The sequence below is a fragment of the Mycobacteriales bacterium genome, assembly GCA_035504215.1.
Classification (GTDB): Bacteria; Actinomycetota; Actinomycetes; order JAFAQI01; family JAFAQI01; genus DATAUK01.
Genome location: DATJSI010000006.1, coordinates 13,020 through 39,873, shown reverse-complemented (window position 1 = coordinate 39,873; position 26,854 = coordinate 13,020). Strand labels below are relative to the sequence as shown.

The window sequence follows — 26,854 nt, the reverse complement described above, 5'->3', positions numbered from 1 at the left end:
CCCACGCGATTGGATACCGTTCCGCAATGTCGACCTGGCCTGAGGCGCAGCACTTGCGGCAGTGCGCCCTCGCCGTGGCAGTACTGCACGACATCGACGTGCTTCCGGCCGTCGACGGCGTTCTGCTCCCGGGGCGACCGGACCTCCTGATCACGTGGCCGGAGTGCCGCCGGGCGCTGGGCGGCGCCGACCCGACGAGCGATCAGGCGCGGCTGCGGCTGTGCCATTGGTTCCAGCTGCGCCGGTGGCTGGCCGACCGTCCGCTCGAGGACCTGGAGGCCCGCGCCCGGCCGTACGGCGCCTGGGTCGAGTCTCCTCTGCACCCGGGCCTGGACTGGGTACGCCGCCGGATCATCGGCGACACCCTGGATCTCGGCTTCGGCTTCGTCGGGCTCGACCCCGACCGGCCCGACCTGGTGCTGCCGATCCCCCATCAGCTCCTGCGCGCGGCCGGCATCGAGCCGTCGCCGTGGTGGCCGACCGCGGTCGTCTACCTCGAGCGCATGGGCGAGATGGCCGCGCAGCGGCTACGGCGCAGCTCACAGCTGCGGCCGATGGGCGACTGCGACGTGATGACGCTGCTGGGTTCGCGGACCCTTCGCCACGCCATCGTCGACGGGCTCCCCGACGGCATGCGCACCGTCGCCGTGCCGATGCGCAACCGCGGCTGGCTCGACCTCAACCGGATCGATCCGGCGTTCTCGGCGGCGGCCGCCCGGCTGACCGGCCTCGAGGACCGCGGCTTCGACCGGCCGCTGATGGTCACCCGCGACGAAGTGGTCATCGCGCGCGCCGATGGCGACGTCATTCGCGCGGCGATCGAGGATCGCATCGCGCCGGTCATCGACATCCGCGACGTGCTCTACCACCGCCAGCCGTAGCCGTTCGGCCCGGCGGCTGCACCTGCCGTCAGTTCAGGCGGGTGTTGCGCTGGATGTAGCCGTCGGAGCTCGAGTCCGGCAACGTCATCGGCCCCTCGATCTGCTCGTGCAACGTCAGTGGCGTCGTGCCGTTGGTGTATGACGCCGTCGACCACGTGGTCTGCCGGTCATGGTGGTGCTTGCTGTCACAGGTGACCTTGCCCGGATGTTCCACGGTCGTCGAGGTCAGCGTCGCGCTGCCGGCCGCCTGGCCGCCGTACGTGGTCACCGCGACGGTCGGGATGCCGCCGGAGTCCGAGTAGGCGGGGGCCGGGGCCGTTGTCACGACCGTGTCGGTGCGGATCGCCTCGGCCGGAGTGCTGAGGAGGGCCAGCCGCACCCCGCTCACCTCGCCGTGCTTCTTCCCCTTGCGCATGGTCCATCCCCCGGCAATCGTCACCGGGGACTGGCTGGAGTTCCAGCTCAGGTTCGACATGCAGGGAACGAACGGCGACGGCCTCGGGCAGGGCGCGCCACCGTACTGGGTGCGCAGGGTGCCGCGACCGAAGTGCGTCTTGGACGGGAAGCTGCCGAGGTCACCCCACGACGTGCCGGTCACGAACGACAGTGCGGCAGCCACCTTCACGTGGCGAGTGACGACGGTGGTCTTGCCGCAGTGGATCGTGGTCCCGGACCCCATCGGGGAGAAGGCGAGACGGATGCGGCCGTACGGCGCGATCTGGCTGGCATCCGTCGTGAAGCCGCCGGTGCTCTTGGCCACGTGGTCCGTGAAAGACCCCGAGGAGAGCTGGAAGGTCCAGTTGTGCGCCTCGTGCCCGCTGGGCGTGCGCAGCTCGACGTACGCGGCGGCCGGACTGTCGTCCGGGTGGCCGTTGGACACGAAGTCGGTTCCACCGATCTTCAGCCGCAGCTTGTGATGGGCCGTCGTCCTGATCGTGATCGTCGGGCTGTTGACCTCGATCGACGACGGCGCCTTCTTAGCCAGGCTCGACGCCTGCGCGCCGGGAATCGCGACGCCCGCAACCGCGACCACTACTCCCGCCGACGCGACGAGGACCGCCGCTCTCCGGCTCAGCGCGATTTTCAGCATCGGCCAACTCCTCGCAGTCGGAGACGGTCAGCGCGGCCCCACCGGCTGGACGTCAGCCTTGGCAGCGGCCTCGACCGCCTGTCTGGCGATCTCCTGGGCGGACAGCCCGCAGCGGACCAGAACGTCGCTGCGGCGACCATGCAGCAGGAACTCGTGCGGCAGCGCGAAGTCGCGCACCGGCACCGAGATGTCGCGCGAGCGCAACGCGCTGGAGATCGCCGAGCCGATGCCGCCCGCGACCACGCCGTCCTCAATCACGACGACCAGCTCGTGCGCGGAGCACAGCGCGGGCAGGCCGGGATCGACCGGCAGCACCCAGCGCGGGTCGACCACCGTCACGCCCACTCCTTGCGCTGCTACCCGGGCGGCGACGTCGAGTGCGAGCGGTGCGAGCGCGCCGACCGAGACGACGAGCACCTGGCTGTCGTCGTCCCGCCGCAGCAGGTCCATCGCACCGACCCGGTCGACGGTCGGGACGTCCTCACCTGCGGGCGCCTTCGGGAACCGCAACGCGGTCGGGCCCGAGTCGGTCTCGACCGCCTCGCGGAGCAGCTCGGCGAGGCGGGTCGCGTCGCGCGGAGCCGCGACCCGCAAGCCGGGCACGATGCCGAGCAAGGCGAGGTCCCACATCCCGTTGTGCGACGCACCGTCGTCACCCGTGATGCCGGCCCGATCGAGGACGAACGTCACGGGAAGCTTGTGCAGGCCGACGTCCATCAGGACCTGGTCGAAGGCCCGGTTGAGGAACGTCGCGTAGATGCAGACGACCGGGTGCAGGCCGCCCATCGCCATGCCGGCTGCCGACGTCACGGCGTGCTGCTCGGCGATGCCCACGTCGAAGACCCGCTCCGGAAACTCCTGGGCGAAGCGATACAGCCCGACCGGGCGCAGCATCGCCGCGGTCACGCCGACGACGTCCTCGCGCTCGCGCCCGAGCGCCACCATCTGGTCGGCGAAGACGTCGGTCCAGGTCGGGCCGGAGCGGTTCACCGGACGACCGGTCAGGGGATCGATCACGCTGACCGCGTGGAACTGGTCCGCCTCGTCCTCCACGGCCGGCGGGTAGCCGCGGCCCTTCTCGGTGAGGCAGTGCACGATCACCGGCTGACCGAAGTCGCGGGCATTGCGCAACGCCCGCTCGACCGCAACGGCGTCGTGACCGTCGATGGGACCGACGTACTTCAGCCCGAGGTCCTCGAACATCGCCTGCGGCTGGATCAGATCCTTGAGGCCCTTCTTCATGCCGTGCAGGGCGTCGTAGATCGGGGCGCCCACGAGTGGCGTACGCGCGAGCGACGTCTTGACCATCTCGAGCATCTGCTCGTACGACGGCGAGAGCCGCAGCGAAGCGAGATGCGCGGCGAGCCCGCCGACGGTCGGCGAATAGGAGCGGCCGTTGTCGTTGACGACGATGATCACCGGCCGCTCGGGATGCGCGGCGATCGTGTTCAGCGCCTCCCATGACATCCCGCCGGTGAGCGAGCCGTCGCCGACGATCGCGACAACGGTGCGGTCGTACTCACCCCGCAGCTCGAACGCCTTCGCCAGCCCGTCGGCGTAGGACAACGCGGTCGAGGCGTGCGAGTTCTCGACCCAGTCGTGCGGGCTCTCCCGTCGCGACGGGTAGCCGGACATGCCGTCCGACTGGCGCAGTGCCTCGAACTCCTCGCGGCGCCCGGTGACCAACTTGTGGACGTAGGCCTGGTGTCCGGTGTCCCAGATGATCGCGTCGTGCGGTGAGTCGAACACCCGGTGCAAAGCGAGGGTCAGTTCGACGACGCCGAGATTGGGTCCGAGGTGACCACCGGTCTTGGCGACCGACTCGACCAGGAAGTCGCGAATCTCCTGCGCAAGCTCCGGCAGCTGCGACGGCTCGAGCCGCTTCAGATCGGAGGGGTCGTCGATCGTGCGGAGCAGGCTGGTCACGACGCTCAGTCTAGGTCTGTCGGCTTTGCCCGGTTGCGTCGCCCGTTCGACCGGCGTCAGGGCCGCTTAGCCGCCTCGAGTAGCGCCACGCACTCGACGTGAGCGGTCATCGGGAACAGGTCGAACGCCCGCAAGCCCTCCAGCCGGTAACCGTGGCCGGCCAGCAGGCCGATGTCGCGGGCCAGCGACGCCGGCTCGCACGAGACATAGACGACGCTGCGCGGGCCGGCCGCGGCGATCCCGTCGACGATCGCTCGCCCGACACCACGCCGCGGCGGGTCGAGGACGACGAGATCGGTCTGTGGCCGGCTGCGGGCCAGCCAGCGGTCGACCCGCTCGGCGACCACCCGGACCTTCGGGTGGTCGGCGAGGTTCGCGCGGGCGGCCTCGACGGCGGCGCGGTCGGACTCCACCGCAACGACCTCGGCGCCTGGTGCCTGTGCGGCGAGGGCGCCGGCGAACAGACCGACTCCGCTGAACAGGTCCAGGCAACGGTCGATGCCGGAGACCCGGGCGTAACCGGTCACCGCCTCGCAGAGGGCTGCCGGAGCGCCCGGATGCACCTGCCAGAAACTGCCCTCCGGCACGTGCCAGTCGCGGCCGATCGCCTGCACCGCCGCCCCGAGATCAACCTCGACCCCCTCGCTGTCCGGCCAGCGCTGAGCGAGGACCGAGCGCACCGGCAGGTCGGGATGCGCGAGCAGGCAGTCATCGATCGGCTCGACCTCGTGGGAACGATGCCGTCTCAGCCCCGCAACGCCATCGGCGTCGACCGCGAACCGGATGCGCCTCCGCCAGTGCAACCCCTGCACGTCACCCGGCACCGCCTCGGCCACGACGTCGACGTCGAGACCGGCGATCCGTCGCAGCTGGTCGGCGACGACCGCGGCCTTCAACCGCCGCTGCTCGTCGAGATGCACGTGCTGCCAGTCGCAGCCGCCGCAGTGCCCGGGTCCGGCGTACGGGCACGGAGGTGCCACCCGGTGCGGTGAGGCTTCGAGGATCTCGACGGCGTCCGCACGCAGGTACGACGAGCGCTCCTCGGTGACCTCGAGCCGCACGCGTTCGCCGGGTAGGGCGTGCCGGACGAGGATCGCCCGTCCGTCGGGTGCGTGCGCGATGCAGATACCGCCGTTGCCGACCGATCCGACCTCGACGATCACTGTTTGGGGGTCTGGTGGGCCGGCTTCGGCTTCATGTCGATCGCGCGTCGCGCATCTCCGGGCGACGGACGGGTGCGCTCGATGACGCGGCCCGAGGAAGCCAGCTGGTAGGGCACGCTTGTGACCATCACGCCGCGCGTGAAGAGCAACCGGCCCTTCAGCCGCAACGCGTGCTGGTTGTGCAGCAGCTGCTCCCACCACTGCCCGACGACGTACTCGGGGATGAAGACGGACACCACGTCGCGGGGGCTCTGCCGGTTGACCTCCTTGATGTACTTCACGATCGGCCGGGTGATCTCGCGGTACGGCGACTCGAGGATCTGCAGCGGGACGGGAACACCACGGCGTTCCCATTCGCTCTTCAGCGCCTCGGTCGCGATGTGGTCGACGTCGACGGTCAGCGCAACCAGCGATGACGGTCTGGTGGCCCGCGCGTAGTTGACCGCGCGCAGTGTCGCCTTGTGTACGCGTGACACGAGCACGATCGCGTGCACCCGCGACGGCAGCACGTCGTCTTCCGTGTCGGGCGCGAGCTCTTCTGCCACCGCGTCGTAATGTCTGCGGATGCCGCGCATCATCGTGAAGAGGACGACCATCGCGACGATCGCGATCCATGCGCCCTGCGTGAACTTCGAGATCAGGATGATCACGAGGACCAGGCTGGTCACGGCAGCCCCGATGCTGTTGATCACCCGTGACCGCTTCATCTGCCGTCGCCGCGCCGGGTCCTCGGTGAGCGGAAGGTTGCGGTTCCAGTGCCGGATCATCCCGATCTGGCTGTTCACGAACGACACGAACACCCCGACGATGTACAGCTGGATCAGCCGGGTCGGTGACGCCGAGAACGCAACAATCAGCAGGATCGCGAAGCCGGCGAGGATCAGGATGCCGTTGCTGAACGCGAGCCGGTCGCCGCGCGTGTGGAGCTGGCGCGGCAGGTAGCCGTCGCGGGCCAGGATCGAGGCGAGCACCGGGAAGCCGTTGAAAGCGGTGTTCGCCGCGAGCACGAGGATCAGGGCGGTGACGGCCTGCAGGTAGTAGAAGCCGAACGACCCGTTGCCAAAGACGGCGAGGCCGACCTGCGCGATGACCGTCTTCGGGTCCTGCCCCTTGGGCAGGCCGATCAGGTTGCTCGGCGACTCCGCGACGTGAACATGGCTGATGATCGCGAGCGTCGTGATGGCAAGGAACATGCTGACCGCAATGCCGCCGAGCAGCGCGAGCGTGGTCGCCGCGTTCTTGCTCTTCGGCTTCTGGAACGCGGGCACGCCGTTGCTGATCGCCTCGACTCCGGTCAGCGCCGTACATCCCGAAGCGAACGAACGGAGCAGCAGGAAGATCAGCGCGAGGCCGGTGTAGTTGCGGGCGCGCACGACGCGGTAGTGGGCGCTCTCCGCGGTGAGGTGGTGACCCGCCCCGAGCTTGAACGCGGCCACGATGATTAGCGCGGTGACACCGCCGATGAACGCGTACGTCGGGATCGCGAACGCGGTGCCCGACTCTCGGACGCCACGCAGGTTCAGCAGCATGATGATGGCGACGATCGCGACCGCGAGGATCACCGCGTGCCCCTGCAGTGATGTCACTGCCGACGTGATGTTCGCGACGCCCGAGCTGACCGAAACCGCGACGGTCAGCGTGTAGTCGACCATCAACGCGCTCGCGACCGTCAGGCCGGCGCGACGACCGAGGTTGGTGGTCGCTACCTCGTAGTCGCCGCCACCGCTGGGGTAAGCGTGGACGTTCTGCCGGTACGACGCGACCACGACCAACATGAGGAACGCGACGCCCGCCGCGGCCACCCAGGTGAAGTGGATCAGGCCCAGCCCGCCGAGGGACAGTACGAGCAGGATCTCCTCGGTCGCGTATGCGACGGAGGACAGCGCGTCGCTCGCGAACACCGGCAGCGCGAGGCGCTTGGGCAGCAAAGTCTCGCCCAGCTGCGTGCTGCGCAGGGGGCGGCCGATGAAGACCGTCTTCGACAGGTCCCCCAGCGATCGCACTCGGCAAGGGTACGGCGCGCCGCGTTGCGTGTAGCGTCTCCCCGGTGCACGTCGTGATCATGGGTTGTGGCCGGGTCGGCTCGACCATCGCGCTGAGCCTGGTTGCGGCCGGACATTCGGTGGCGATCGTGGATCAGGACGCCACCGCCTTCCGGCGGCTGCCCCCCGACTTCGAGGGTGCCCAGGTGGTCGGCGTGGGGTTCGACCGCGACACGCTGATCGAGGCCGGGATCGAGCACGCGGCTGCCTTCGTCGCGGTCTCCAGCGGCGACAACTCCAACATCATCTCGGCGCGGGTGGCGCGCGAGACGTTCGGCATCGACAACGTGGTCGCCCGGATCTACGACCCGCGCCGCGCGGAGGTCTACAGCCGGCTCGGCATCCCGACCGTCGCCACGGTGCGCTGGACCGCCGACTCGATGCTGCGGCGGTTGCTGGGCGATGGGGCGCATAGCGAGTGGAGCGATCCCACCGGTCACATCGCCCTTGCCGAGATCGCCTACGACCAGGGCTGGATCGGGCGTTCGGTCGGCGAGCTGCAGAGCGCGGTCGAGGGCGTCCGGGTCGCGTTCCTCACGCGCTACGGCGAGGCACTGCTACCCACTCGCGCCACCGCGATCCAGGACGGCGACCAGCTGTTCGTCCTGCTAGTCCGCGACCAGATGAAGGCGGTCGAGGCCGCCCTCTCCGAGCCGCCAGGTGAGCACCAATGAGAGTCACGATCGCCGGAGCGGGGAACGTGGGGCGTTCGATCGCCCGCGAGCTGGTCGGCAACGGTCACGAGGTCGTGCTGATCGAACGCGAACCCAAGGCGTTCAAGACCGAGAGCGTCAAGGGCGCCGAGTGGCTGCTCGCGGACGCCTGCGAGATCAACTCATTGGAACGCGCCCGCCTGCAGGACTGCACGGTTGTCGTCGCCGCGACCGGCGACGACAAGGTGAACCTGGTCGTCTCGCTGCTCGCCAAGACCGAGTACGGCGTCCCGCGTGTGGTTGCCCGGGTCAATCACCCGAAGAACGAGTGGCTGTTCAACGAGTCGTGGGGGGTGGACGTCTCGGTCTCGACACCGCGGTTGCTTTCCGCGCTGGTCGAGGAAGCCGTCACCGTGGGGGACCTGGTCCGCCTGCTGTCCTTCCGCCACGGCGAGGCGAACCTGGTTGAGGTGACCCTGCCGCAGGACACCGAACATGCCGGCCAGCGGGTCGGCTCGATCAGCTGGCCACCGGACGTCGCGCTGGTCGCGATCCTTCGCGACGCGCGGGTAATGGTGCCGAGCGCCGACGATCCGCTCGAAGCCGGTGACGAGCTGCTGTTCGTCGCCGCACCGGATCAGGAAGACGCACTGCACGACGTCCTCGCCACGAGACCCGAGACAGCAGCGGCCGCTGCGGAAGGCGCGGCGGGCGACGACGACTCAGACGTCGAGAACTAGCTCGTACCGCGGGTTGAAGATCACCCGTCTCGGACCGCTCGAGCCGATCCGCCCGGTGGCCCGCAGCTGGCTGCCCGGTGAGATGCCGGCAATCTCGCGCCGCCCGAGCCACACCAGCGTGACCGTCCCGCTGCCGTCGTAGAGGTCGACCTCGAGCGACGGGGCTCCCGCCCGCGGCCGGAGAGTCATCGACTTGACCCGCCCGAGCACGGTGACGATGCCGCGCTCCGGGCAGCTCGCGACCGTGGTCGCGCCCTGAGTGATCGAGCGGCGCTGCAGGTCCTCCGCCTCGATCTCGTGATCCTCGGCCGCAAGCCGGCGTACCGCCCGCCGCAGCCGTCCCCCCTCGTCACCCATCGGTCACCGGGTTTCCGTGATCTCCGGGCCGCGTTCGGGCATCGGGATCGAGCGGTCCTCCGGGTCCGGCGGCGCGGCATGCTCGTGCGCCTCGCGCGGCAAGTGCATCGGCAGCATGTCTCGGGGCGCCATCGCGTCACCACCGCGGTGAACCACGACGTCGCGGAATGCCGCCTCGAGCCGCTTGGCCCGGGCCGGGTCGCTTCCGGCCGGACCGGTCAGCAGTCCGCGCAGGAACCACCGCGGACCGTCGACCCCGATGAACCGCGCCGGCTGCAGGCCGCCGTCGGTCGGGATCCGGGCCCGCAGCTCGGTCCCGAACGCACCCTCGGCCTCCTGGGCGGATCCGCCGGACCCGCGCAACGACTCCGCGATCTCGGCGCGCACCTCGGCCCACAGGCCGCTTGACTTCGGCGCCGCGAACCCGTGCACCTGAAGCGCGCTTGGTCCGTCGACCAGCGTCGCCGCGATCGGAACCTCGTCCTGGACGTCCACCCTGATCTCCATACCGTCCGGCAGCGGCACGCGGATGCCGCCCAGATCGATCCGGGGCGTCTCGTCGTCCTTCGGCACGTCGTGGGAGTCCCAGGGACCCTTCGGCCGGCCGCCGGCCGTCACGGCGTACGTGTCGAGGTCGCGACGGCCGCCGGGGTGGTTCCAGGTCTCCGCTGCGTCGGGGTCGGGCAGCGCCGGGCGCACGTCGTCGGAGTCGCTGCCATCCCACGCCTCGTCGTCGCGGGTGAATTCGACGTCGTCGAAGCCGTCTCCGCTCTCACCGGGCGCGGCGGCCTCGGGCTGCTCGTCCAACTCGTCGTCGGTCGCTCGCCGGCGTCGGAACACGCTCAACTCCTTCGCGGGCCGTCCGGCCCTCCACCATGGTCGACCCAGCCGCCGGTGGATCCAAACCCGCCGGCACCGCGGGCGGATTCCGGCAGCTCGTCGACCTCGACGAATCCGGCCCGCTCGACCCGTTGGACGATCAGCTGGGCGATCCGGTCGCCGCGACGCAGGGTGATCGGCGTGTTCGGGTCGAGGTTCACCAGGATCACGCGCAGCTCGCCCCGATACCCCGCATCGACGGTGCCGGGCGCGTTGACCATCGCCAACCCCGACCGCGCGGCCAGCCCGGATCGCGGATGCACGAGGCCGACGTACCCCTCCGGGAGCGCAACGGCCATGCCGGTCGGCACGACGGCTCGCTCCCCCGGGGCCAGGACGACGTCGCAGGCGGCGACGAGATCCGCGCCCGCGTCGCCCGGGTGGGCGTAGGCCGGCGCCGGCAGATCCGGGTCCAGCCGGCGCAGCAACACCTCGACCGTCCGGTCGGTCTCGTGGTTCGGTACGGCGCTCATGGTCGGCGGCACCCTACCGAGCCCGGCGGTCGCTGCATACCCTGGGCGCGTGCCGCGTTACGAGGAGCGCCTGCGGGTCCCCTGGGGATGGTGGCCGGTCGTCGGCATGATCGTCGTCTTCGGAGCGCTCGAGGTCGGCTCCGGGTTCAGCTATGTGGTGCTCGTGCCGGTCACGATCTTCATGATCGGGTTCTTCATCGTGCCGCTTGCGCTCAGCGGGCGGGCGAAGGTTCAGGTGCGCGACGGCATCCTGTCGGCCGGCAAGCAGGAGCTGCCGGTCACCCAGATCACCTCGATCTCCGCCCTCGACCGCGACGAGACCAGGCTGCGGCTCGGACCGCAGGCGGACCCCGCCGCCCACACCGTGGTCCGGGGCTGGATCGGCACATCGGTCATGGTTCGGCTGGCCAACCCGAACCCGGTGCCCTACTGGGTGGTGTCGAGCCGCCGGCCCGAGGAGCTGGCATCGGCGATCAAGCAGTCGCGTACGGCGGTTCGCGCCGGCCTCGGCCCGGCCTGATCGCATCGACCGGCCGGCGCAGCAGCGCGGGTCAGCGCGCCATCACCGCGGTCAGGTCCGCAGCAAGGTCGCCGCGCGGCACGATCGCGATGTCGTCGAGCCCCAGCCACTCGGCCATCGACCTCAGCTCTCGAGCCAGCGCCTCGGCGGTGTGCGCCGGGGCGTCGGCCTCGCGCCATGCCGACTGCACGAGCAGGACGCCGTCGGCGCGGTCGGCCTTCAGGTCGACCCGTGCGACCAGCGCATCCCCGAGCAGGAAGGGCAACACGTAGTAGCCGTGCACGCGCTTGTGTGCGGGAACGTAGATCTCGATCCGGTAGCGGAAGCCGAACAGACGCTCGGTGCGGTCGCGCTCCCAGATCAGGGGGTCGAAGGGCACGAGGAGGGCTCCGCCCGAGATCCGGCGCGGCACGGTCGTGCCCGGTAGCACGTAGGCCGGCTGCGACCAGCCTCGGACCTCCACCTGCTCGAGCCGGCCGTCCTCGACCAGCTCGGCGAGCCGCGGCCTGGCCATCGGGTTCTTCAGCCGGTAGTAGTCGGCGAGGTCACCCAAGGTGCCGACGCCGTGCGAGCGCGCGGCCAGCACCAGCAGCTGTCGCTGCGCCTCGTGCTCGTCGGGGGTCGGAGTATTGAGAACGGCACGCGGGATCACCCGCTCGGAGACGTCGTACAAACGCTCGAAGTTGCGCCGGCTCGACGTCGTGACCCGGCCGATGAAGAACAGGTACTCCAGCGCGGTCTTCGCATCGGTCCAGTTCCAGCCCCAGTGCTCCGTGCCGCGCTTCTGGTCCTCGGCAACCTCGCCGGCCGACACCGGGCCGCGCGCCATCACCTCGTCGTAGACCCACTCCACATAACCGGGACGCTCCTTCTCGACCTTGGCCAGCCGGTGCCAGGTCGTCAGCCGGCGCTCCCAGTACGCCATCCGCCAGCGCATGAGCGGGTGGAGCTCGACCGGCAGCAGCGCGGCCTCGTGCCCCCAGTACTCGAACAGCTCGCGGTGCCGGAACGCCATCCGGTCGACGAGCTCGCGGTCGTAGGGTCCGAGCCGCGAGAAGGCCGGAAGGTAGTGGGCGCGCGCGAGCACGTTGACGCTGTCGATCTGGAGCAGGCCGGTGTGCTTGAGCACCCGCCGAAGGTGGCGCCGGTCGGGGCTGACAGTAGGCCGCGGGTCGGCCAGGCCCTGGGCAGCGATGGCGATCCGGCGTGCCTGCCCGACCGTGAGTGAGCGCACCCGGCCCATCCTGGACCACGCCTGCGTCAGTTCCCGAGACCGGCCGATCCGGAGCGAGATTGGGCCGGTCCGGTTACTGAGGCTCGACTCGTGCCAGGCTGTTGGGCATGGCGCGTCGCAAGAAGGGGTCGGACGAACCGAGCACCGAGGCCGACCAGGGCAAGGATGCCGGCAAGGTCGGCTACAAGATCTTCGCCTCGGTGGGCGCGGCGGTCGGTACGACGGTCGCGCGCAAGGTTCTCAACGCGGGCTGGCGGACCGCGACCGGCAAGGAGCCGCCGAGCAACCCCGAGCACCCCGACGTGCAGTGGGGCGAGGCGATCAGCTGGGTGATGGCGTCGGCCGCCGTGGTAGCCGCCGCCAAGCTGATTGCACAACGCCGGATCGCCTCCACGTGGCAACGGGCGTCGGGCACGCTTCCGCCCGGCCTCGACGAGCCGGACCGCTGAGCGACAACGGGTCCGGCCGGCCGGGCGCGACGATGCGCACCCTCGCCGCGATACCGAACCTCGACGCGCTGTTCTCCGCGCGCGTGTACGACGGCGTCCAACCGCCGCTCGCGGACGAGCGCGGGGCCGTCGTCTTCGACGCGCCACCGGTCGGCTCCTGGACGATCACCCTCGATCGGGGCCGCGTCCTTCTGGCGCGCGGCCGCTCGGCACGTCCCAGGTCGACCATCACCGCCGACCCCGCCACCCTCGCCGCGGTCCTCGACGGGCGGATCAGCGGGGTCGAGGCGTTCCTCGACCACGGCCTGACCGTCCGTGGCGATCTGGCGTTCGCGCTCCAGATCGACGGTGCGTTCGACATCGGCGAGCGGCCGCTGTCGCACCCGGTGGTGAGGGTGGTCACGGCACTAGGCGTGCGCACGTCGTACCTCGAAGCCGGCCGCCCGGACGCACCACCCGTTGTGCTGCTTCATGGCCTCGGCGGCACGAACGCCTCGATGTTGCCGCTGCTGCCCGACCTGGTAGGCGACCATCGGGTCATCGCCCCGGACCTGCCGGGCTTCGGCGGGTCGGACGCGCCGCGCTGGCGTTACCGGGCGAGCGAGCTCGCCGCCTGGCTCGACGCGTTCTGCGAGTGCGTGCAGGCGCCTCGCGTGACGCTGATCGGGAACTCGCTCGGCGGGCGGGTGGCGCTCGAGCTGGCGCTACGCCGACCCGACCTGGTCGAACGGCTGATCCTGCTCTGCCCGTCGCCGGCATTCCGGCGGCTCCGCCAGTTCGCACCGGTGGTGCGGCTGCTGATGCCGGACGCCCTACTGATGCCCTATCCGATGCCGCACCGCGCTGTGGTCATGGCGATCCGCTCGTTGTTCGCCGAACCCGACCGGTTGCCGGCCCGCTGGTACGACGCGGCGGCCGACGAACACCGCCGCCTGATGCGCCGCTACCGCCATCGACGGGCGTTCTACTCCGCCCTGCGCGAGATCTACCTCGACACCGCCTACGGCACCGAAGGATTCTGGGACCGGCTCCCGAGGTTGACCCCGCCTGCGTTGTTCGTGTGGGGCGCGCAGGACTGGCTGGTGCCGGCTGCCTTCTCCCGGCACGTCAGCGAGGCAGTGCCGACCGCGCAGTGCGTCGTACTGGACGACTGCGGGCACGTGCCGCAGTTCGAGCACCCCGAGCGCACCGCGGCCCTGATCCGCGACTTCCTCTCCGCCCAAGGATCTTCGTGAGAAAAACGCAACGGTCAGGTCAGAGCGCCGCCGAGGTCGCGGGCGATCTGGGCGCCCAGCTTGCGGGTCTCGCGCGCGTTGATGGTCGCGCCGGCGACCGCGCCGGTCATGAACGGCATGATTGTTACGGTGTTCTCCCCCGCCCGGCGCATCAGCCGGTTGCGCAGGGAGCGCCGGGCGGCACCCGACACCAGGCCGGGTAGCGAATTGCCGCTCTTGAGCCGCTCGAGGCCGCGACGGCGGGTCCAGGCGCCGAGGTACGCCGCGGTGCGCATCGCCGGGGTGCCGGTGGCGGGATAGCCGTAGGCCTCGTGCAACTCGGCGACCAGCTTCAGCTCGAGGGCGACCACGGCGACGGTCTCGGCGGCGACCTGGACCGGTGAGGTGAGCAGCAGCGGCGGAGCGGCGAACTCCAGCGACGAGACCAGCCCGCCGGCCGCGCCGACCGCGCCCGTGGCGTGAGCGGCCGCGTCGATCAGTGCGGCGGCGAGCTCGTCGCCGATCTTGCCGTCGTGGTGGGCGCGCAGCGTGGCCGCGTCCCGGATCGGGACGTGGGGAGCGAAGTCGATGACCGTGTCGGTGAGCCAGCGCCCGCTGGCCACTGCCAGGGCGCCCGCCCGGCGCGAGCTGGCGGCCAGGCCGACCGCCAGCTTCCCGAGCAGGCCGGCCCGGGCTCGGTTGTCCAGTCGGGTGCCCTCGATCAGGCGGAGCACCACCCCGGGCAGCTCGCCCGGGGCTCGATCAGCAGCGTTTCGCCGCGCGTTCAGGCCGCGCACTCCCTGCAGATACCCTTTTTCTCGTCCGCCAACTGGCTGCGGTGGCGCACCAGGAAGCAACGGCTGCACGTGAACTCATCCGCCTGGCGGGGCACCACGCGAACCGTGAGCTCCTCGCCGGACAGGTCCGCACCGGGAAGCTCGAGTGATTCGGCGAGCTCCGCCTCATCGACGTCAACCGCCCCAGCCTGAGCATCGCGGCGCGCCTTCAGCTCCTCAATGCTGTCTTCCGTCGCCTCGTCGTCCGAGGCTCGGGGGGTGTCGTAATCGGTTGCCATCAGATCAATACCTGCCTAGTCAGTAGTCCCTGCGCGAGACGTAACGCCACAGCGACCGATTTATGCCCGCTGGAACGCCGAATACCTCCGTGCGCGGGCGCACGGTACACGATCGTCCTCGGAATGTGACCTTCCGCCGGGCACCCTAGTCCGCCGACCTGACACGATGCTGTGGACACTCCGGGAGGTCAGGTGCCGCTCTACGCCCTCGGCGAACGTACGCCGGCCATCGACGAGCACGCCTACGTCCACCCTGACGCGGTCGTCATCGGCGCGGTCACCATCGGCCCCCACGCGTCGGTCTGGCCCGGAGCGGTGCTCAGAGGCGACTACGGCAGCATCAGCGTGGGCGCGCGGACCTCGATTCAGGACGGCACGGTCATTCACGCCACCCACGACCTTCCCACCACGATCGGCGACGACTGCGTCGTCGGGCACAACGCACACCTGGAGGGCTGCACGGTCGAGGACGGCTCGCTGATCGGCTCCGGTTCGGTCGTCCTGCACCGCGTGGTCGTCCACGCCGGCGCGCTCGTCGGCGCCGGTGCGGTCGTGGCCAACGACACCGACGTCCCGAGCAAGGCGATGGCCCTCGGGGTGCCCGCCAGGATCAAACCGGACGCGGTGTCCCCCGGTGGGATCCAGCTGGCGGTCGACCTCTACGTCGAGAATGCGGCTCGCTACAAGGCGGAGCTGCGCCGACTCGGCTAACCCGCCGCGCCGGCCGGCACCGCTGCGGCGACCAGGGCGCGGAGCGCCTTGCGGTCGGTCTTCAGGACGCTGGTGAGCGGGATCGCGTCCACGATCCGCACGTCCCTCGGGTACTTGGCCTTCGAGATATGGGCGCGGGCGTAGTCCACCAGTTCCGCTTCGGTCGTCGTCGCGCCGGGACGGAGCTGGACGAACGCCACGACCTCCTCGCCGTACGTCGGATCCGGCTTCCCGACGACGGCAGCGGAGACCACGTCCGGGTGGCAGAGCATCTGGTCCTCGATGTCCCGCGGGTAAACGTTGAGCCCACCACGGATGATCAGGTCCTTCAGCCGGTCGACGACGTAGAGGTACCCGTCGTCGTCGATCCGCCCGACGTCACCGGTATGCAGCCAGCCGCCGCGCATCGCGAACGCGGTCTCGGGCTCCGCGTGCCAGTAGCCGGTCATGAGATTGGGCCCGCGCACGCAGATCTCGCCCTCGTCGCCCGCCGCCGCTTCGGCACCGTCCGCGGTCTCGATCCGGACCTCGACGCCGGGCGCCGGCCGACCGACGCTTCCGGCGCGCACTGCGCCGAGGGGTGAGGCCGAGATCAACGCGCCGGACTCGGTGCACCCGTAGCCCTCGGCCAGCTCGACCTGCGGCAGCCGCCGGGATACCTCCTCGCGAGTCTCCGACAGCAGCGGCGCCGCACCGCTGGCGATCCGGCGCAACGCGCTCAGGTCGTAGTCCTCGAGCGGTTGCGCGAGCACCATCTGCAGCATCGAGGGGACGACGGCTCCCACCTGCACCTTGTGCTCCTGGGCGAGCGCGAGCCAGCCGACCGGGTCGAACCAGCGCATCAGGACGGCGGTCCCGGGGTCGGGCGCATGCAGGCTCAGCGTGGAGACCAGCAGGCCGAAGGCATGGGACAGCGGCAACGGCGTGAGCGAGGTGTGCATCTGCGGGTCGTAGCCCATCGTGGTCGCCGCCCACGCCGAGGCCGACATCGCGTCGTGGCTGAGCATCACGCCCTTCGACCGGCCGGTCGTGCCGCCGGTGTAGAGCAGCGCGGCGAGCGACGACGGCTCCGCATCGACGATGTCGCCGTCCGCGCCGCTCTCCAGCTCCGCGAACGACAAGGTGTCCGGGGCCGGCGGGCCGGCGAGCACGACGCCGCGCACGATGTCGACGCCCGCGGCCGCGGCCTGCACCTTCGGCAGGAACTCGGGTGTGGTGACGACGTACGCCGCTTCGCTGTCGGCAAGGACGTGCCGCAACTCCTCCTCGCTCAGCAGGAACAGCACCGGGGTGGTGACGCCGCCGGCTCGCCAGATCGCGTTGTAGGCGATCCCGACCTCGGCGCAGTTGGCCATGCAGACGACGACCCGCTCACCCGGTCGGAGGCCGGCGTCGCGCAGGCCCTGCGAGAACCGCCGGGTTCGGGCCGCGAGCGTGGCACTGTCGAAGCGCTCACCCTCGAAGATGAGGGTCGAGCGGTCGCCCACTCGCTGCCAGGCCGCTTCGGCCAGCCGCTGAAGCGTCGTACCGGTCGGAGCCGTCGCGAGGGTCACTGTCATGTCGACTACTGTGCACCGAACGAGGTTCGGACGTACAGGGAGATCGCCATGGACTTCCGGGACACCCCCGAGGAAGCCGAGTTCCGGGCGAAGCTGCGGGACTGGCTGCACGCCGCGCTGCCGTCGGACTGGACGTCCCGGCCGCCGACGGTCGGCCGCTCCCGTGAGGACGACGCCCGGGCGTGGAGCCGCACGCTCTACGAGGCCGGGTACGTCGGGCTGACCTGGCCCAAGGAGTACGGCGGCGGCGGCGCCCCGCACACGTTCCAGGGGATCTTCCTCGAGGAGGCGGCCCGGATCGGTGCGCCCGACCACATCGGCGGGATCGGACTCGGCATGGCCGGCCCGACGATCATCGCCTGGGGCTCCGACGACCAGAAGAAGCGCTACCTCGCCCCGCTGCTGTCCGGTGAGGAGGTCTGGTGCCAGGGTTTCTCCGAGCCGGGTAGCGGCTCCGACCTCGCAGGCGCGAAGACGCGCGCGGTCCTCGACGGTGACGAGTGGGTGGTCAACGGGCAGAAGGTGTGGTCCAGCTGGGCGCACATCGCGGACTGGTGCATCCTCGTCGTCCGCACCGACCCTGACGCCGAGAAGCACCGCGGGCTGTCCTACCTCCTGGTCGACATGCACGCGCCGGGCGTCGAGGTACGGCCGTTGCGGCAGATCACCGGCGACCCGGAGTTCAACGAGATCTTCTTCACCGACGTTCGCGTCCCGCGCGAGTCGATGTTGGGCGAGCCCGGCGAGGGCTGGAACGTCGCGATGACGACCTTGCTGCATGAGCGGGGCACGCTCGGTTTCGCGCTGACGGCCGGGCTCGAGCGCGCCGTGAACCGGTTGGTCGAGTTCGTCAAGCTGCCGGGTCCCGACGGCCGGCGTCCTGCCGACGACCCCGTCGTTCGCGATCAGGTCGCGCAGCTGTGGGTCGACCTGCAGGGGCTGCGGTTCACGAACTACCGCTCGCTCACGGCGCTGCAGAAAACCGGCGTACCTGGTCCTGAGGGCTCGGTAGCCAAGCTGCACTGGAGCGAGACCAACCAGCGGCTCACCGCGCTCGCGCAGGCGCTGTCCGGCCTCGAGGCTCAGCTCGACGGCGAAGGCGGGGTGTGGGACGGCTACTGGGCGTACCTGCAGCTGCGCAGCCGCGGCAACACGATCGAGGCCGGTACGTCGGAGATCCTCCGCAACATCATCGCCGAGCGGGTCGTCGGCCTGCCGCGGTCCCGATAGCCGGGTTAGGAGCCCCAGAGATGGACTTCGCGTTCTCCGCCGAGCAGGAGCAGCTGCGAGCAGCTGCCCGCGACTACCTCGCGGACCGCTACCCAGCGGAACGGATCGTCGAGCTCGCCGACTCCGACCAGCCGGTTGGCGGCGCGGCCTGGTCGGAGCTCGCCGAGCTCGGGTGGCTCGATGCCGACCTCGGCCTGCTCGAGCAAGCCGTGCTCGCCGAGGAGACCGGCTACACGCTGCTGCCGGCACCCTGGTGGTCGAGTGTCGGGCTGGCTTGGCCGGTGCTCGACGACGAGCTGCGCAAGGCGGTCAGTGCGGGCGAACGGCGGGCGACGCTGGCCTGGTCCGAGCCGGACGGCGTGAGCTCACTCGCCGCGGCAGCTCGAGGCAGCGCCACGACGGCCGGACCCGGCGGGTCGTTGTCCGGCACGAAGACGCTCGTCCCCGACCTGACCTGGGCGACCGATGTGGTCGTCGTCGCGGCCGACGGCCTGTACGCCGTGGACGTCGCGGCGCATCCGGACGTCGTCATCCCTCGCTCGACGATGGACCGGACCCGCCGGCTTGGTGAGCTCACCCTGGACGCCACGCCGGCTCGACGGCTCGCGGCTCCGGTCGACGCATTGAGCGACGTCCGCCGCCGGGCATTGGCGCTGTTGGCGTGCGAGTCGGTCGGCGTGGCGCAGCGCGCGCTTGACCTGGCCGCGGCGTACACCAAGGAGCGGCAACAGTTCGGGCGGGTGATCGGGACCTACCAAGGCGTGTCGCACCGGGTCGCGAACACGTTCGTGGCGGTGCAGCTGGCCCGCTCGATGGCCTACTGGGCGGCGTGGGCGGTCAGCGCCGACGATGCCGATGCCGACGTCGCCGTTGCCGGCGCGAGCGTCTCGGCCGGCGAGGGCGCGGTGTTCGCCTGCGAGCAGTCGATCCAGGCGCACGGCGGGATCGGGTTCACCTGGGAACACGTCCTGCACCGGTACTACAAGCGGGCCCAGTGGAACCTCGGCTTCGAGGGCGCCGGGCGCATCCATCGCGCCACGATCGCCGACCGCATCCTCGCCTGACCCCCTCGGTGATCACGGAAGCTAACGGGCGGCGGGACGCGTCACAACGGGTGTGCTGCGGTTGCCGGCGACGTCGAGCGCATGCACCACGAACCGGTACGACGTGTGCGCCTTGACCAGGTGGTGCCACCGCTTCGCACCGAAGGTTGCGGACCGCGCGCTCACTCGGGTCAGCCATCGCTTCGGGCTCGACCAGTGCTTCGACCCTGCCTTTCGGGTCTCATAGCCGATGTCGTAGGTGCAGCGCGCACTGCCGCGACACGACCACCGCACGGCAATCTCCCGCCGACCTTTGACCGTGTGCTCGCGACCGACATGCGCCGAGGCCTTCGGCGCGACGGTGTCGATCCGCATCGTGCCGGAGATCGTCTTGTGCGCGCCGCTCGCGCGGACGAGCGCGCCGTTGTGCGACGTGCCCGTCAATGTCCAGTAATAGACACCGTCGGGTGCGCGCTTGCCGGAAGCGGCGCGCCCGTTCCAGCTCGGTCGCACATTGCCTTCGGGGGCCTTGCCGTGCAAGGTCCGCACGAGCTTGCCATGCGCGTTGCGGACGGTGAGCGTCCAACCCGTCAGCGGCCGGTCGGTGTCGAGCTCGGGCCGGAAGTCCCCGGCCGCTCCGGCGAGGCGCGGCGAGAAGGCGGTGGTCGTGATGCCGCCGAGGTAGCGCGGCGCCGCATCCGAAGACGCACCGAGGGGCACGACCCGCGTCGTGTCATCGCTCGCCACCCAGGCGACGAAGTCGTCGTTCAGCGCAAGGTACTGATGCGAGTCGACGGCACGATGCGCGGTGCCGAGCACGTCGTCCTGCTGCGTCACGAGATCGAAGAGGTGCACCGACCGATCGGTCGCGTCGATCCACGCGACGAACCCGTTATCGAGCAGCGCGTCGCTCACGCCGTCCTGCGCGCTCCCCACGGCCGCCGTGGTGGGCACGGCGACCACGGCGCCGCTCGTGACGTTGTAGGCCTGCGACGCGCCGTCGGCGGAGCTGACATCGCAGAAGACCCACGAGCCCGCCGCCTGCAGCAGGCTAGTCTCCGGGTTGCCCGCGCACGCCGACGAACCCGGCAGCACCGACTCCGCTCCGGTGTCGAGGTCGAGCGCATGCACGCCGCCGTTGCCGATGAAGTACTCGGTGTCGCCGTACAACGCCTCCGACTCGGGAACCGCGGTGCTCGCTCCCGTGTCGAGGTTGATCGCCACGGCGCCGGCGGTGGCATGGTCGTGGTCCACGAAGTACGGCACCAACAGCCAGCGCCCTGAGATCGTCGCGTCGTACGCGCTATCCGGCACGTCGTACGTTGCGACGACGGCCGAGCCGTCGAGCACGACAGCGACCGCACCGGTGCCCGTCTCCTTGATGTACGCCGTGTTGCCTCCGGCGGAGTCGGGCGTCATGCCGGCCCAGGTGCGCGGAATCAAGACCGAGCTGTGGGACGCCGCCGTCACGGATGCATCGGTCGCGGTAAGCCCACGTTGCTGCGCGGGATGCGCGGTGGAGGCGTCCACCACCGACACGATGCGTCCGGCCGACGCGTCGATGCCCAGCGGGTCCGACGGGCCGAACAACACGATCGGCTCGCCGAGCTGAGTCGAACCCGGCGCAAGTCGGTACATGCCGTAGTCGGTGACGGTGTCGCCCGCCATGACGGCGAAGTCACCATCGTCCGCGGGCATGAGGTTGCCCGAGATCGGCATCGACGTGTCGACCGTCGTAAACGTCTCACCACCCAACTCTCCGGTGCTCACCGTCCAGTCCGGGTGACGACCGCCACCGGTGTCGCGCCCGTAAGCCAGCTCATTCCCGTTGAGCGCCATACTGTCGATGGACGCGTCCGGCGTCGCCGGCGCCGGCGTGGCCGACAGGTGAGAACGCTTGAGATAGAGCGCGTGACCGTGATGGGTCCAGACGATGTACGTCGAGTTCATCGCGGCCTTCGCGCTCTCCGAATAAGCGGTGTCGTCGAGCACGGTGTAGTGCCCGGTCGCGAAGTCGAGATAGTCCAACGTCGCCATGATCGGGTTGTCGCCAGCGATCGGATTCGAACCGCGAGCACCCCAACCCAGGACGATTGCGCCCTGCGAGTCGGCGACGAGCGGAGTCAGCTCGTCGGAGGGGTCCGAGGTCCCGTCGATCAGGATTGGACCGAACGTCGTTGCCTGCGCGGTCGTGTCGTCGTACCAGACGGGGTCGCCCACATCCGTCCCCCGGGTCAGCTGCCCGAACACTCCGTCGCCGGTGCCGATGCTGTTCTGCATCTGCGGCGCATCCGGCAGTGCGTCTCCGGTAGTGATGTCGATGCCGTCCTGCGGGCTGCTCGCCGGGATGCCGCGCAGCTGGCTGCCGACGAGAGTGAACTCGCCGTCACCGGCCACCCCACCGTCGGCGTCCTGCGCGCCGCCGTAGACGGAGTAGTGAACGATGTCCGGCTCGGAGTAGTAGTCGTAGGTCGTGGACTGCCACGCGATACCCACTGGGCTTCCCGAGACCATGACCGACGGCAGCTGGTCGCCGTAAAGGGCGGGCAGCGTGATCTCGCCCGGCGGGTCGGGGATGCCGCCGTCCGCGTGCGCGGCGGAGGGAGCCAGGCCGCCGGCGAGCGTGAGGCCCGCCACGGCCAGGGCGGCAACAAGCGCACGGACGCTCGGCATGGCACTCCGATCCTCAAACCGGTCGAATCGACCCGACCGGCCTGTATCGGCCTTTCCCGGGCGAATCTGGAGATCCGCCCGGCCTAACCCGGCACAAAAGTTCTTCGGCAGGGGTGTCGATCCGGGCCGGTCCGGTTCGACGCACGGGCAGGATCAAGTACGACGAACCCGCCGCACCGGATCCCCGGGGCACCGCCGCGGTGCACCAGGAACGAACGAAACGGAGAGACCTGCGATGCGATTCTTCGGCTACACCCTCGCCAGCGAGAACGAAGAGCTGCCGTTCCCGCAGCCGACCCAGGAGATGTACGAAGCGATGGGCGCGTTCGTCGAGGAGGCGACCAAGGCCGGCGTCCTCGTCGCGACCGGCGGCCTGGCCCCCACCGCGATGGGCACGATCGTGACCTACAAGGACGGCGAGTTCACCGTGACCGACGGCCCGTTCGCCGAGGCGAAGGAGCTGGTCGGCGGCTGGGCGCTGATGGAGTGCCGCGACAAGGACGAGGCGATCGAGTGGACCAAGCGCTTCCTGACCGTCGCCGGCGGCGGCGAATCACGAATCCGGCCGGTGATGGGCCCGGAGTGATCGGTGCCGGCGCGTCGGCGCGGCACGGCAGCGCGAAGTCGCCGCGCTCGCCCGGTGAATCGGCAAGGATGCAGGGATGGCAGCCACTCTTCTCGATGCCCCCGCCGTCGTCGTCTCGCAGGTGGCGAAGCTCTCCTCGCCGCGCGAGGAATATGAGCTGTTCGCGCCGGACGGCACCGCGCTCGGCCGGATCGAGGAGCAGGCCAGCCTCGGCAGCTTCTTTGCCCGCAAGCTGTCCACCCTGACGTTCGTGGTGTCCGACGCTTCCGGCGCGACGGTTGCCACGATCGAGAAGCCGGGCGCGATCGGCCGCTCCACCTTCATCGTCGCCGATGCCGGCGGCCAGCAGATCGGCGTGGTCGAGCAACAGAACATGTTCATGGATCCGCAGTTCGCGCTGCGCACGCCGTCGGGCGAGTTCCGGCTGACCAGCGCCGCGATCAACGCGTGGAGCTGGACGCTCGTCGACGCGAACGGCGCACAGGTCGGCCAGATCAGCCGGGAGTTCGCGGGGCTGGCCGACGTCTTCACTTCCGCCGAGCACTTCGTGGTCGAGCTCGGCCCGGCGCTGGCCGGCCCGACCCGGTTGGTCTCCCTGGTCGCCTGCACCTGCCTCGACTTCGTCCGGGACGAGCGCGCGGAGCGCCGGCGTCACTGATGGCCAGCGGTTGCGCGCTTCTCAGTCGCGTACCGTCGTCAAGGTGACGCCTGAGGAGTTCTCCGATCTCGCGCACTTGCGTCGAGCTCGCGATCTGATGGACCGTGACTACTCGCAGCCGCTCGACGTCTCGGCCATGGCACGCGCGGCCTTGATGTCCGCGGGTCACTTCTCCCGCAAGTTCCGAGCCGCGTACGGCGAGACGCCGTACTCCTACCTCATGACGCGGCGGATCGAGCGCGCGAAGGCGTTGCTACGGGAGGGAATGTCGGTCACCGACACCTGCTTCGCCGTGGGCTGCACCTCGCTCGGGTCGTTCAGCTCGCGGTTCACCGAGATCGTCGGCGAGACACCGTCGCAGTACCGCGCGCGCGACCACAGCCAGCTGGAGTCGGTCCCGGCCTGCATGGCGATGGTCGCCCTGCGGCCGAGGCGTACGCCGGTCAAAGCCTGAGGCCGACTCCGGCGCCGCATCGAGCAGGATCGGAGAAGTTCGCCCGCCGGGCGCACCATATGGTCGGAACATGACCGTCTCCGTCTCAACGATGTTCATCCCCGTCCACGACCCGGACCAGGCGCTGGCTTTCTACCGCGACGCACTCGGCCTCGAGGTCCGCATGGATGTCGAGGCCGACGGCTACCGCTGGGTCACCGTCGGCGTGCCCGGCGACAGTCTCGGCATCGTCCTGTTCCAGCCGCACGGCGGCCGGTCGCAGTCCGAGGGCGATGCGCTGATGTCACTGATGACGCTCGGCTCGCTGCAGGCCGCGATCTTCTCCTCCGACGACCTCGACGAGACCTTCGAGAGGGTGCGCGCATCGGGCGCCGAAGTCCTCGAAGAGCCGCGCGAGCAGCCGTGGGGTGCCCGCGACTGCGCGTTCCGCGACCCGTCCGGCAACCTGGTGCGGATCGCCCAGGCCTGACCCGGCAAGCCCTCGCTAGGCGCTGACCGGGTCCTGGCTGCTCACTCCGTTGGTCACGACGTGCTCGGTCCAGGCCGAGCCGTCCCACCAGCGGTACTGATGACGGCCGCTGGGGTCGGCCGCCCACTGCGCCGCCGGGGCCGCGGGGGTGATGCCGAACTGCGCGCTGCGATCGATCCCCGCCGCAGGCACCCCGGCGCCGTAGCCGGCGTACGCGAGTTGCGGCTGCTGCGAGATCGGGCGCTGCGGGTGATCCCGGCCCTGCCGCTCGGCGATCGCGATCAGCACCAGGCCGATCAAGAAGGAGAGGAACATGATCACGGCCCACACCCATGGGTCCCAACCCCACGGCGTGCGGCCGTACTGGCGGGCGAACCGACGCGCCTCCCCGTAGCCGGCGAACCCGAACACCACCGCGACGATCAGAAAGACCGGGCTCATCACGCACCTCCCTCGTCGTCCCGGTATCGGCCGATTCCACCGCTCGCTTGACTGACCGGTTTGCGCCGGACCCGCACGCCTCCCGAACCTGCGCAGAAGTGGCCGCGAGGCCGAAGATCTGGTCTGATCGGAGGTCGTGACCGACTCCACGACGGCCGAGGCGGTCGAGTCCGTCGTACGGATCGAGTTCCCCCGGCTCGTGGCCGGCCTGGCTCGTTACACCGGAGACGTCGGCCTCGCCGAGGACCTCGCCCAGGACGCCGTGGTAGCCGCGCTCGAGCAGTGGCCGGACAGCGGCGTCCCGCGCAACGCCGGCGCGTGGCTGATGAGCGTCGCGAAGCGCCGGGCGATCGACCTGTTCCGCCGCAACCGCCGGCTGGAGCGCAAGTACGCCGAGATCGGCCGAGACCTTGCCTCTGCCGAGGCCGGCCACGACCCCGACCTCGAACGGGTGGTCGACGACGACATCGACGACGACCTGCTGCGGCTCGTCTTCGTCGCCTGCCACCCGGTTCTTCCGATGCCGTCGCGGGCAGCGCTGACGCTGCGCATGCTGGGTGGCCTCAGCACCACAGAGGTCGCCCGCGCCTACCTCGTGCCCGAGCCGACCATTGCACAACGGATCGTCCGGGCGAAGAAGGCGATCGCCAAGGCCAACGTCCCTTTCGAAGTTCCGGCCGCCGGCGCCGAGCGAACGGCCCGACTGGACGCGGTCCTCGAGGTCGTCTACCTGATCTACAACGAGGGCTACTCGGCAACGGCCGGCGAGGACTGGATGCGACCAGCGCTCTGCTCCGACGCGCTACGCCTCGGCCGCGTGCTTGCCGAGCTGATGCCCGAAGAGCCGGAGGTGCACGGCCTGGTCGCGCTGATGGAGATCCAATCGTCCCGGCTGCCGGCGCGTACCGCGCCCGACGGTACGCCGATCCTCCTGCTCGACCAGGACCGCACGAGATGGGACCGGCTGCTCATCAACCGCGGCTTGGCCGCGATCGCGCGCGGGCATGCGCTCGGCGCCGCTGCGGGTCCTTACCTGCTCCAAGCCGAGATCGCCGCCTGCCACGCCCGAGCCTTCCACGCCGAGGAGACCGAATGGGCCCGGATGGCGGGCCTATATGCCGAGCTGGCCGCGCTTCGCCCGTCGCCGGTCATCGAGCTCAACCGCGCGGTCGCGGTCTCGATGGTGGCGGGACCGCAAGCCGGGCTCGACCTGGTCGACGCGATCGCGCACAGCAAGGAGCTGGCGAGCTATCACCTGCTCCCCAGCGTGCGCGGCGACCTGCTGGAGAAACTGGGCCGCTTCGACGAAGCGAGGGTCGAGTTCGAGCGCGCGGCCGCGCTCAGCACCAACGGCCGGGAGCGCGAGCTGTCGCAAGCGCGCGCCCGTGCGGCCGCCGGTGCCGGGCGAAGCGGCTAGCTCGGGATCAGGTCGAACGTGTCCGGGTCCGGCCCGGTGCGCTCATTGCGGTTGAGCGCACTGATCGCCTCGACGTCGGTGCCGCTGAGCTCGAAGTCGAAGATGTCGATGTTCTCCCGGATGCGCTCCGGCGTGACCGACTTCGGGAACACGATGTCGCCGCGCTCGATGTGCCACCGCAGCACCACCTGCGCCGGCGTCTTCCCGACCCGGTCGGCGATCTCGACGATGGTGGGATCCTGAAGGACCTTGCCCTGTGCGATCGGCGACCACGCCTCGACCGCGATCTGCATGTCGGCGCACGCCCGCCGTAGGTCGTCCTGGGTCAGGTACGGGTGAACCTCGACCTGGTCGACCGCTGGCACGACGGTGCATTCGTTCTTCAACCGGTGCAGATGGTTCGGCTGGAAGTTCGACACGCCGATCGACCGGGCGCGACCGTCGCGGTAGAACTCCTCGAGCGTTGCCCAGGTCGAGACGAAGTCGCCGCCATAGCGGGTCGGTAGCGGCCAGTGGATGAGGAACAGGTCGACGTAGTCGAAGCCGAGCTCGTCCAGGGTCCGGTCGAACGCCTGTCGGGCGTCATCGGGCAGATGGAAGGCGTTGTTGAGCTTGCTCGTGACGAAGACGTCCGAACGGTCGATGCCCGACTTGCGCACGGCCTCGCCGACCTCGCGTTCGTTGCCGTACATCTCTGCGGTGTCGATATGGCGGTAGCCCGCCTCGAGCGCCGTAGTCACCGCCTCGACGGTCTCGTTGGGCGGGATCTGGAACACGCCGAAGCCGAACTGCGGGATCGAGCGGCCGTTGTTCAGCAGGATCTGCGGTACAGCAGTCACGATGCGAGTCACTCCTCGGAGCTAGAGAACGTCACCGGCTCACCATGAGACCTACCCGCGACTCCACCGCCGCGAACC

28 protein-coding genes are annotated in these 26,854 nt (G+C 70.2%); 14 read left to right on the top strand and 14 right to left on the bottom strand.

Annotated features, from left to right (window positions below; genetic code table 11):
- Window positions 1-26 precede the first annotated feature (26 nt).
- On the top strand, window positions 27-881 hold the full coding sequence (locus tag VME70_00930; GenBank protein HTW18758.1) for a hypothetical protein: 855 nt from the start codon (window positions 27-29) through the stop codon (window positions 879-881).
- 28 nt (window positions 882-909) lie between these two features.
- Here the strand turns inward: VME70_00930 and VME70_00925 are convergent, their stop codons facing one another.
- The 4 genes from VME70_00925 to VME70_00910 form a co-directional block, all read right to left on the bottom strand.
- Window positions 910-1,971: a hypothetical protein gene (locus tag VME70_00925; GenBank protein HTW18757.1), complete on the bottom strand. Its 1,062-nt coding sequence runs from the start codon at window positions 1,969-1,971 to the stop codon at window positions 910-912.
- 27 nt (window positions 1,972-1,998) lie between these two features.
- Complete coding sequence (gene dxs / locus VME70_00920) at window positions 1,999-3,888, bottom strand: 1-deoxy-D-xylulose-5-phosphate synthase (protein ID HTW18756.1); 1,890 nt, start codon at window positions 3,886-3,888, stop codon at window positions 1,999-2,001.
- Window positions 3,889-3,953: 65 nt separating this feature from the next.
- Window positions 3,954-5,060: a class I SAM-dependent RNA methyltransferase gene (locus tag VME70_00915; protein ID HTW18755.1), complete on the bottom strand. Its 1,107-nt coding sequence runs from the start codon at window positions 5,058-5,060 to the stop codon at window positions 3,954-3,956.
- The gene (locus VME70_00910) at window positions 5,057-7,063 is read right to left on the bottom strand and encodes an APC family permease (protein HTW18754.1); all 2,007 of its coding nucleotides are present in this window, start codon (window positions 7,061-7,063) and stop codon (window positions 5,057-5,059) included. Before VME70_00910 ends, VME70_00915 begins: the two co-directional genes overlap by 4 nt.
- A 44-nt stretch (window positions 7,064-7,107) precedes the next feature.
- Between VME70_00910 and VME70_00905 the strand changes: the two genes are divergently transcribed.
- Together VME70_00905 and VME70_00900 are read left to right on the top strand one after the other, a co-directional pair.
- On the top strand, window positions 7,108-7,776 hold the full coding sequence (locus VME70_00905) for a TrkA family potassium uptake protein (protein HTW18753.1): 669 nt from the start codon (window positions 7,108-7,110) through the stop codon (window positions 7,774-7,776).
- Window positions 7,773-8,495 (top strand): TrkA family potassium uptake protein, encoded by a 723-nt coding sequence (locus tag VME70_00900; GenBank protein HTW18752.1) that lies wholly within the window; start codon window positions 7,773-7,775, stop codon window positions 8,493-8,495. The genes VME70_00905 and VME70_00900 overlap by 4 nt, the downstream gene beginning before the upstream one ends.
- Here the strand turns inward: VME70_00900 and VME70_00895 are convergent.
- From VME70_00895 to dut, 3 genes are read right to left on the bottom strand one after another with little or no spacing between them, the layout of a single operon-like run.
- Complete coding sequence (locus tag VME70_00895) at window positions 8,478-8,852, bottom strand: OB-fold nucleic acid binding domain-containing protein (protein ID HTW18751.1); 375 nt, start codon at window positions 8,850-8,852, stop codon at window positions 8,478-8,480. The two genes, VME70_00900 and VME70_00895, sit on opposite strands and share 18 nt — an antisense overlap.
- A 3-nt stretch (window positions 8,853-8,855) precedes the next feature.
- A complete protein-coding gene (locus tag VME70_00890; protein HTW18750.1) occupies window positions 8,856-9,692 on the bottom strand; it encodes a DUF3710 domain-containing protein in 837 nt (278 codons plus the stop codon).
- A gap of 2 nt (window positions 9,693-9,694) precedes the next feature.
- Window positions 9,695-10,204 (bottom strand): dUTP diphosphatase, encoded by a 510-nt coding sequence (gene dut / locus VME70_00885; protein HTW18749.1) that lies wholly within the window; start codon window positions 10,202-10,204, stop codon window positions 9,695-9,697.
- Window positions 10,205-10,253: 49 nt separating this feature from the next.
- On the opposite strand from dut, the gene VME70_00880 reads away from it, so the two are divergent.
- Complete coding sequence (locus tag VME70_00880) at window positions 10,254-10,724, top strand: DUF3093 domain-containing protein (protein ID HTW18748.1); 471 nt, start codon at window positions 10,254-10,256, stop codon at window positions 10,722-10,724.
- 31 nt (window positions 10,725-10,755) lie between these two features.
- Here VME70_00880 and VME70_00875 read toward each other — a convergent pair whose 3' ends face one another.
- Window positions 10,756-11,958, bottom strand: coding sequence for a winged helix-turn-helix domain-containing protein (locus VME70_00875; GenBank protein ID HTW18747.1), 1,203 nt, complete (start codon window positions 11,956-11,958; stop codon window positions 10,756-10,758).
- A 107-nt stretch (window positions 11,959-12,065) separates the two neighbouring features.
- Between VME70_00875 and VME70_00870 the strand changes: the two genes are divergently transcribed.
- The gene (locus VME70_00870) at window positions 12,066-12,407 is read left to right on the top strand and encodes a DUF4235 domain-containing protein (GenBank protein ID HTW18746.1); all 342 of its coding nucleotides are present in this window, start codon (window positions 12,066-12,068) and stop codon (window positions 12,405-12,407) included.
- Complete coding sequence (locus tag VME70_00865; protein HTW18745.1) at window positions 12,353-13,642, top strand: alpha/beta fold hydrolase; 1,290 nt, start codon at window positions 12,353-12,355, stop codon at window positions 13,640-13,642. The genes VME70_00870 and VME70_00865 overlap by 55 nt, the downstream gene beginning before the upstream one ends.
- Window positions 13,643-13,656: 14 nt before the next feature.
- On the opposite strand, the gene VME70_00860 is transcribed toward VME70_00865, so the two are convergent.
- Together VME70_00860 and VME70_00855 are read right to left on the bottom strand one after the other, a co-directional pair.
- Complete coding sequence (locus tag VME70_00860) at window positions 13,657-14,358, bottom strand: hypothetical protein (protein ID HTW18744.1); 702 nt, start codon at window positions 14,356-14,358, stop codon at window positions 13,657-13,659.
- Window positions 14,359-14,405: 47 nt separating this feature from the next.
- Window positions 14,406-14,696, bottom strand: a complete 291-nt coding sequence (locus VME70_00855; GenBank protein HTW18743.1) for a DUF4193 domain-containing protein — start codon at window positions 14,694-14,696, stop codon at window positions 14,406-14,408.
- A gap of 192 nt (window positions 14,697-14,888) precedes the next feature.
- Here VME70_00855 and VME70_00850 point away from each other — a divergent pair, with 192 nt between their 5' ends.
- Window positions 14,889-15,407, top strand: a complete 519-nt coding sequence (locus tag VME70_00850; GenBank protein HTW18742.1) for a gamma carbonic anhydrase family protein — start codon at window positions 14,889-14,891, stop codon at window positions 15,405-15,407.
- Here the strand turns inward: VME70_00850 and VME70_00845 are convergent.
- Window positions 15,404-16,966 carry an AMP-binding protein gene (locus tag VME70_00845; protein ID HTW18741.1) on the bottom strand — a complete coding sequence of 521 codons (1,563 nt, stop codon included), beginning with the start codon at window positions 16,964-16,966 and terminating at the stop codon, window positions 15,404-15,406. The two genes, VME70_00850 and VME70_00845, sit on opposite strands and share 4 nt — an antisense overlap.
- Before the next feature lie 48 nt (window positions 16,967-17,014).
- Between VME70_00845 and VME70_00840 the strand changes: the two genes are divergently transcribed.
- Together VME70_00840 and VME70_00835 are read left to right on the top strand one after the other, a co-directional pair.
- Window positions 17,015-18,196, top strand: a complete 1,182-nt coding sequence (locus VME70_00840; GenBank protein HTW18740.1) for an acyl-CoA dehydrogenase — start codon at window positions 17,015-17,017, stop codon at window positions 18,194-18,196.
- A gap of 20 nt (window positions 18,197-18,216) precedes the next feature.
- Window positions 18,217-19,260 carry an acyl-CoA dehydrogenase family protein gene (locus tag VME70_00835; GenBank protein ID HTW18739.1) on the top strand — a complete coding sequence of 348 codons (1,044 nt, stop codon included), beginning with the start codon at window positions 18,217-18,219 and terminating at the stop codon, window positions 19,258-19,260.
- A 21-nt stretch (window positions 19,261-19,281) separates the two neighbouring features.
- Here the strand turns inward: VME70_00835 and VME70_00830 are convergent, their stop codons facing one another.
- Window positions 19,282-21,912: a FlgD immunoglobulin-like domain containing protein gene (locus VME70_00830; protein ID HTW18738.1), complete on the bottom strand. Its 2,631-nt coding sequence runs from the start codon at window positions 21,910-21,912 to the stop codon at window positions 19,282-19,284.
- A gap of 235 nt (window positions 21,913-22,147) precedes the next feature.
- On the opposite strand from VME70_00830, the gene VME70_00825 reads away from it, so the two are divergent.
- The 4 genes from VME70_00825 (at window position 22,148) to VME70_00810 (ending at window position 24,079) form a co-directional block, all read left to right on the top strand.
- On the top strand, window positions 22,148-22,498 hold the full coding sequence (locus tag VME70_00825) for a YciI family protein (protein HTW18737.1): 351 nt from the start codon (window positions 22,148-22,150) through the stop codon (window positions 22,496-22,498).
- A 76-nt stretch (window positions 22,499-22,574) separates the two neighbouring features.
- Window positions 22,575-23,156 (top strand): phospholipid scramblase-related protein, encoded by a 582-nt coding sequence (locus tag VME70_00820; GenBank protein HTW18736.1) that lies wholly within the window; start codon window positions 22,575-22,577, stop codon window positions 23,154-23,156.
- Between the two features lie 97 nt (window positions 23,157-23,253).
- Window positions 23,254-23,610, top strand: coding sequence for a helix-turn-helix transcriptional regulator (locus VME70_00815; protein ID HTW18735.1), 357 nt, complete (start codon window positions 23,254-23,256; stop codon window positions 23,608-23,610).
- Between the two features lie 70 nt (window positions 23,611-23,680).
- Window positions 23,681-24,079 (top strand): VOC family protein, encoded by a 399-nt coding sequence (locus VME70_00810; protein HTW18734.1) that lies wholly within the window; start codon window positions 23,681-23,683, stop codon window positions 24,077-24,079.
- A 15-nt stretch (window positions 24,080-24,094) separates the two neighbouring features.
- On the opposite strand, the gene VME70_00805 is transcribed toward VME70_00810, so the two are convergent.
- Window positions 24,095-24,520 (bottom strand): DUF2510 domain-containing protein, encoded by a 426-nt coding sequence (locus VME70_00805; GenBank protein HTW18733.1) that lies wholly within the window; start codon window positions 24,518-24,520, stop codon window positions 24,095-24,097.
- Window positions 24,521-24,656: 136 nt separating this feature from the next.
- Between VME70_00805 and VME70_00800 the strand changes: the two genes are divergently transcribed.
- Window positions 24,657-25,937: an RNA polymerase sigma factor gene (locus VME70_00800; GenBank protein ID HTW18732.1), complete on the top strand. Its 1,281-nt coding sequence runs from the start codon at window positions 24,657-24,659 to the stop codon at window positions 25,935-25,937.
- Here VME70_00800 and VME70_00795 read toward each other — a convergent pair.
- Window positions 25,934-26,776: an aldo/keto reductase gene (locus VME70_00795; GenBank protein HTW18731.1), complete on the bottom strand. Its 843-nt coding sequence runs from the start codon at window positions 26,774-26,776 to the stop codon at window positions 25,934-25,936. The genes VME70_00800 and VME70_00795 overlap by 4 nt on opposite strands.
- Window positions 26,777-26,854 lie beyond the last annotated feature (78 nt).

Excerpts from the sequence above, each read along its gene's own strand:
- VME70_00815 (HTW18735.1), top strand. The coding sequence starts at position 23,254 with ATGGACCGTGACTACTCGCAGCCGCTCGACGTCTCGGCCATGGCACGC.
- VME70_00900 (HTW18752.1), top strand. The coding sequence starts at position 7,773 with ATGAGAGTCACGATCGCCGGAGCGGGGAACGTGGGGCGTTCGATCGCC.
- VME70_00820 (HTW18736.1), top strand. The coding sequence starts at position 22,575 with ATGGCAGCCACTCTTCTCGATGCCCCCGCCGTCGTCGTCTCGCAGGTG.
- dut (HTW18749.1), bottom strand. The coding sequence starts at position 10,204 with ATGAGCGCCGTACCGAACCACGAGACCGACCGGACGGTCGAGGTGTTG.
- VME70_00805 (HTW18733.1), bottom strand. The coding sequence starts at position 24,520 with ATGAGCCCGGTCTTTCTGATCGTCGCGGTGGTGTTCGGGTTCGCCGGC.
- VME70_00870 (HTW18746.1), top strand. The coding sequence starts at position 12,066 with ATGGCGCGTCGCAAGAAGGGGTCGGACGAACCGAGCACCGAGGCCGAC.
- VME70_00840 (HTW18740.1), top strand. The coding sequence starts at position 17,015 with ATGGACTTCCGGGACACCCCCGAGGAAGCCGAGTTCCGGGCGAAGCTG.
- VME70_00830 (HTW18738.1), bottom strand. The coding sequence starts at position 21,912 with ATGCCGAGCGTCCGTGCGCTTGTTGCCGCCCTGGCCGTGGCGGGCCTC.
- VME70_00845 (HTW18741.1), bottom strand. The coding sequence starts at position 16,966 with ATGACAGTGACCCTCGCGACGGCTCCGACCGGTACGACGCTTCAGCGG.
- VME70_00925 (HTW18757.1), bottom strand. The coding sequence starts at position 1,971 with ATGCTGAAAATCGCGCTGAGCCGGAGAGCGGCGGTCCTCGTCGCGTCG.
- VME70_00930 (HTW18758.1), top strand. The coding sequence starts at position 27 with ATGTCGACCTGGCCTGAGGCGCAGCACTTGCGGCAGTGCGCCCTCGCC.
- VME70_00895 (HTW18751.1), bottom strand. The coding sequence starts at position 8,852 with ATGGGTGACGAGGGGGGACGGCTGCGGCGGGCGGTACGCCGGCTTGCG.
- VME70_00855 (HTW18743.1), bottom strand. The coding sequence starts at position 14,696 with ATGGCAACCGATTACGACACCCCCCGAGCCTCGGACGACGAGGCGACG.
- VME70_00835 (HTW18739.1), top strand. The coding sequence starts at position 18,217 with ATGGACTTCGCGTTCTCCGCCGAGCAGGAGCAGCTGCGAGCAGCTGCC.
- VME70_00825 (HTW18737.1), top strand. The coding sequence starts at position 22,148 with ATGCGATTCTTCGGCTACACCCTCGCCAGCGAGAACGAAGAGCTGCCG.
- VME70_00810 (HTW18734.1), top strand. The coding sequence starts at position 23,681 with ATGACCGTCTCCGTCTCAACGATGTTCATCCCCGTCCACGACCCGGAC.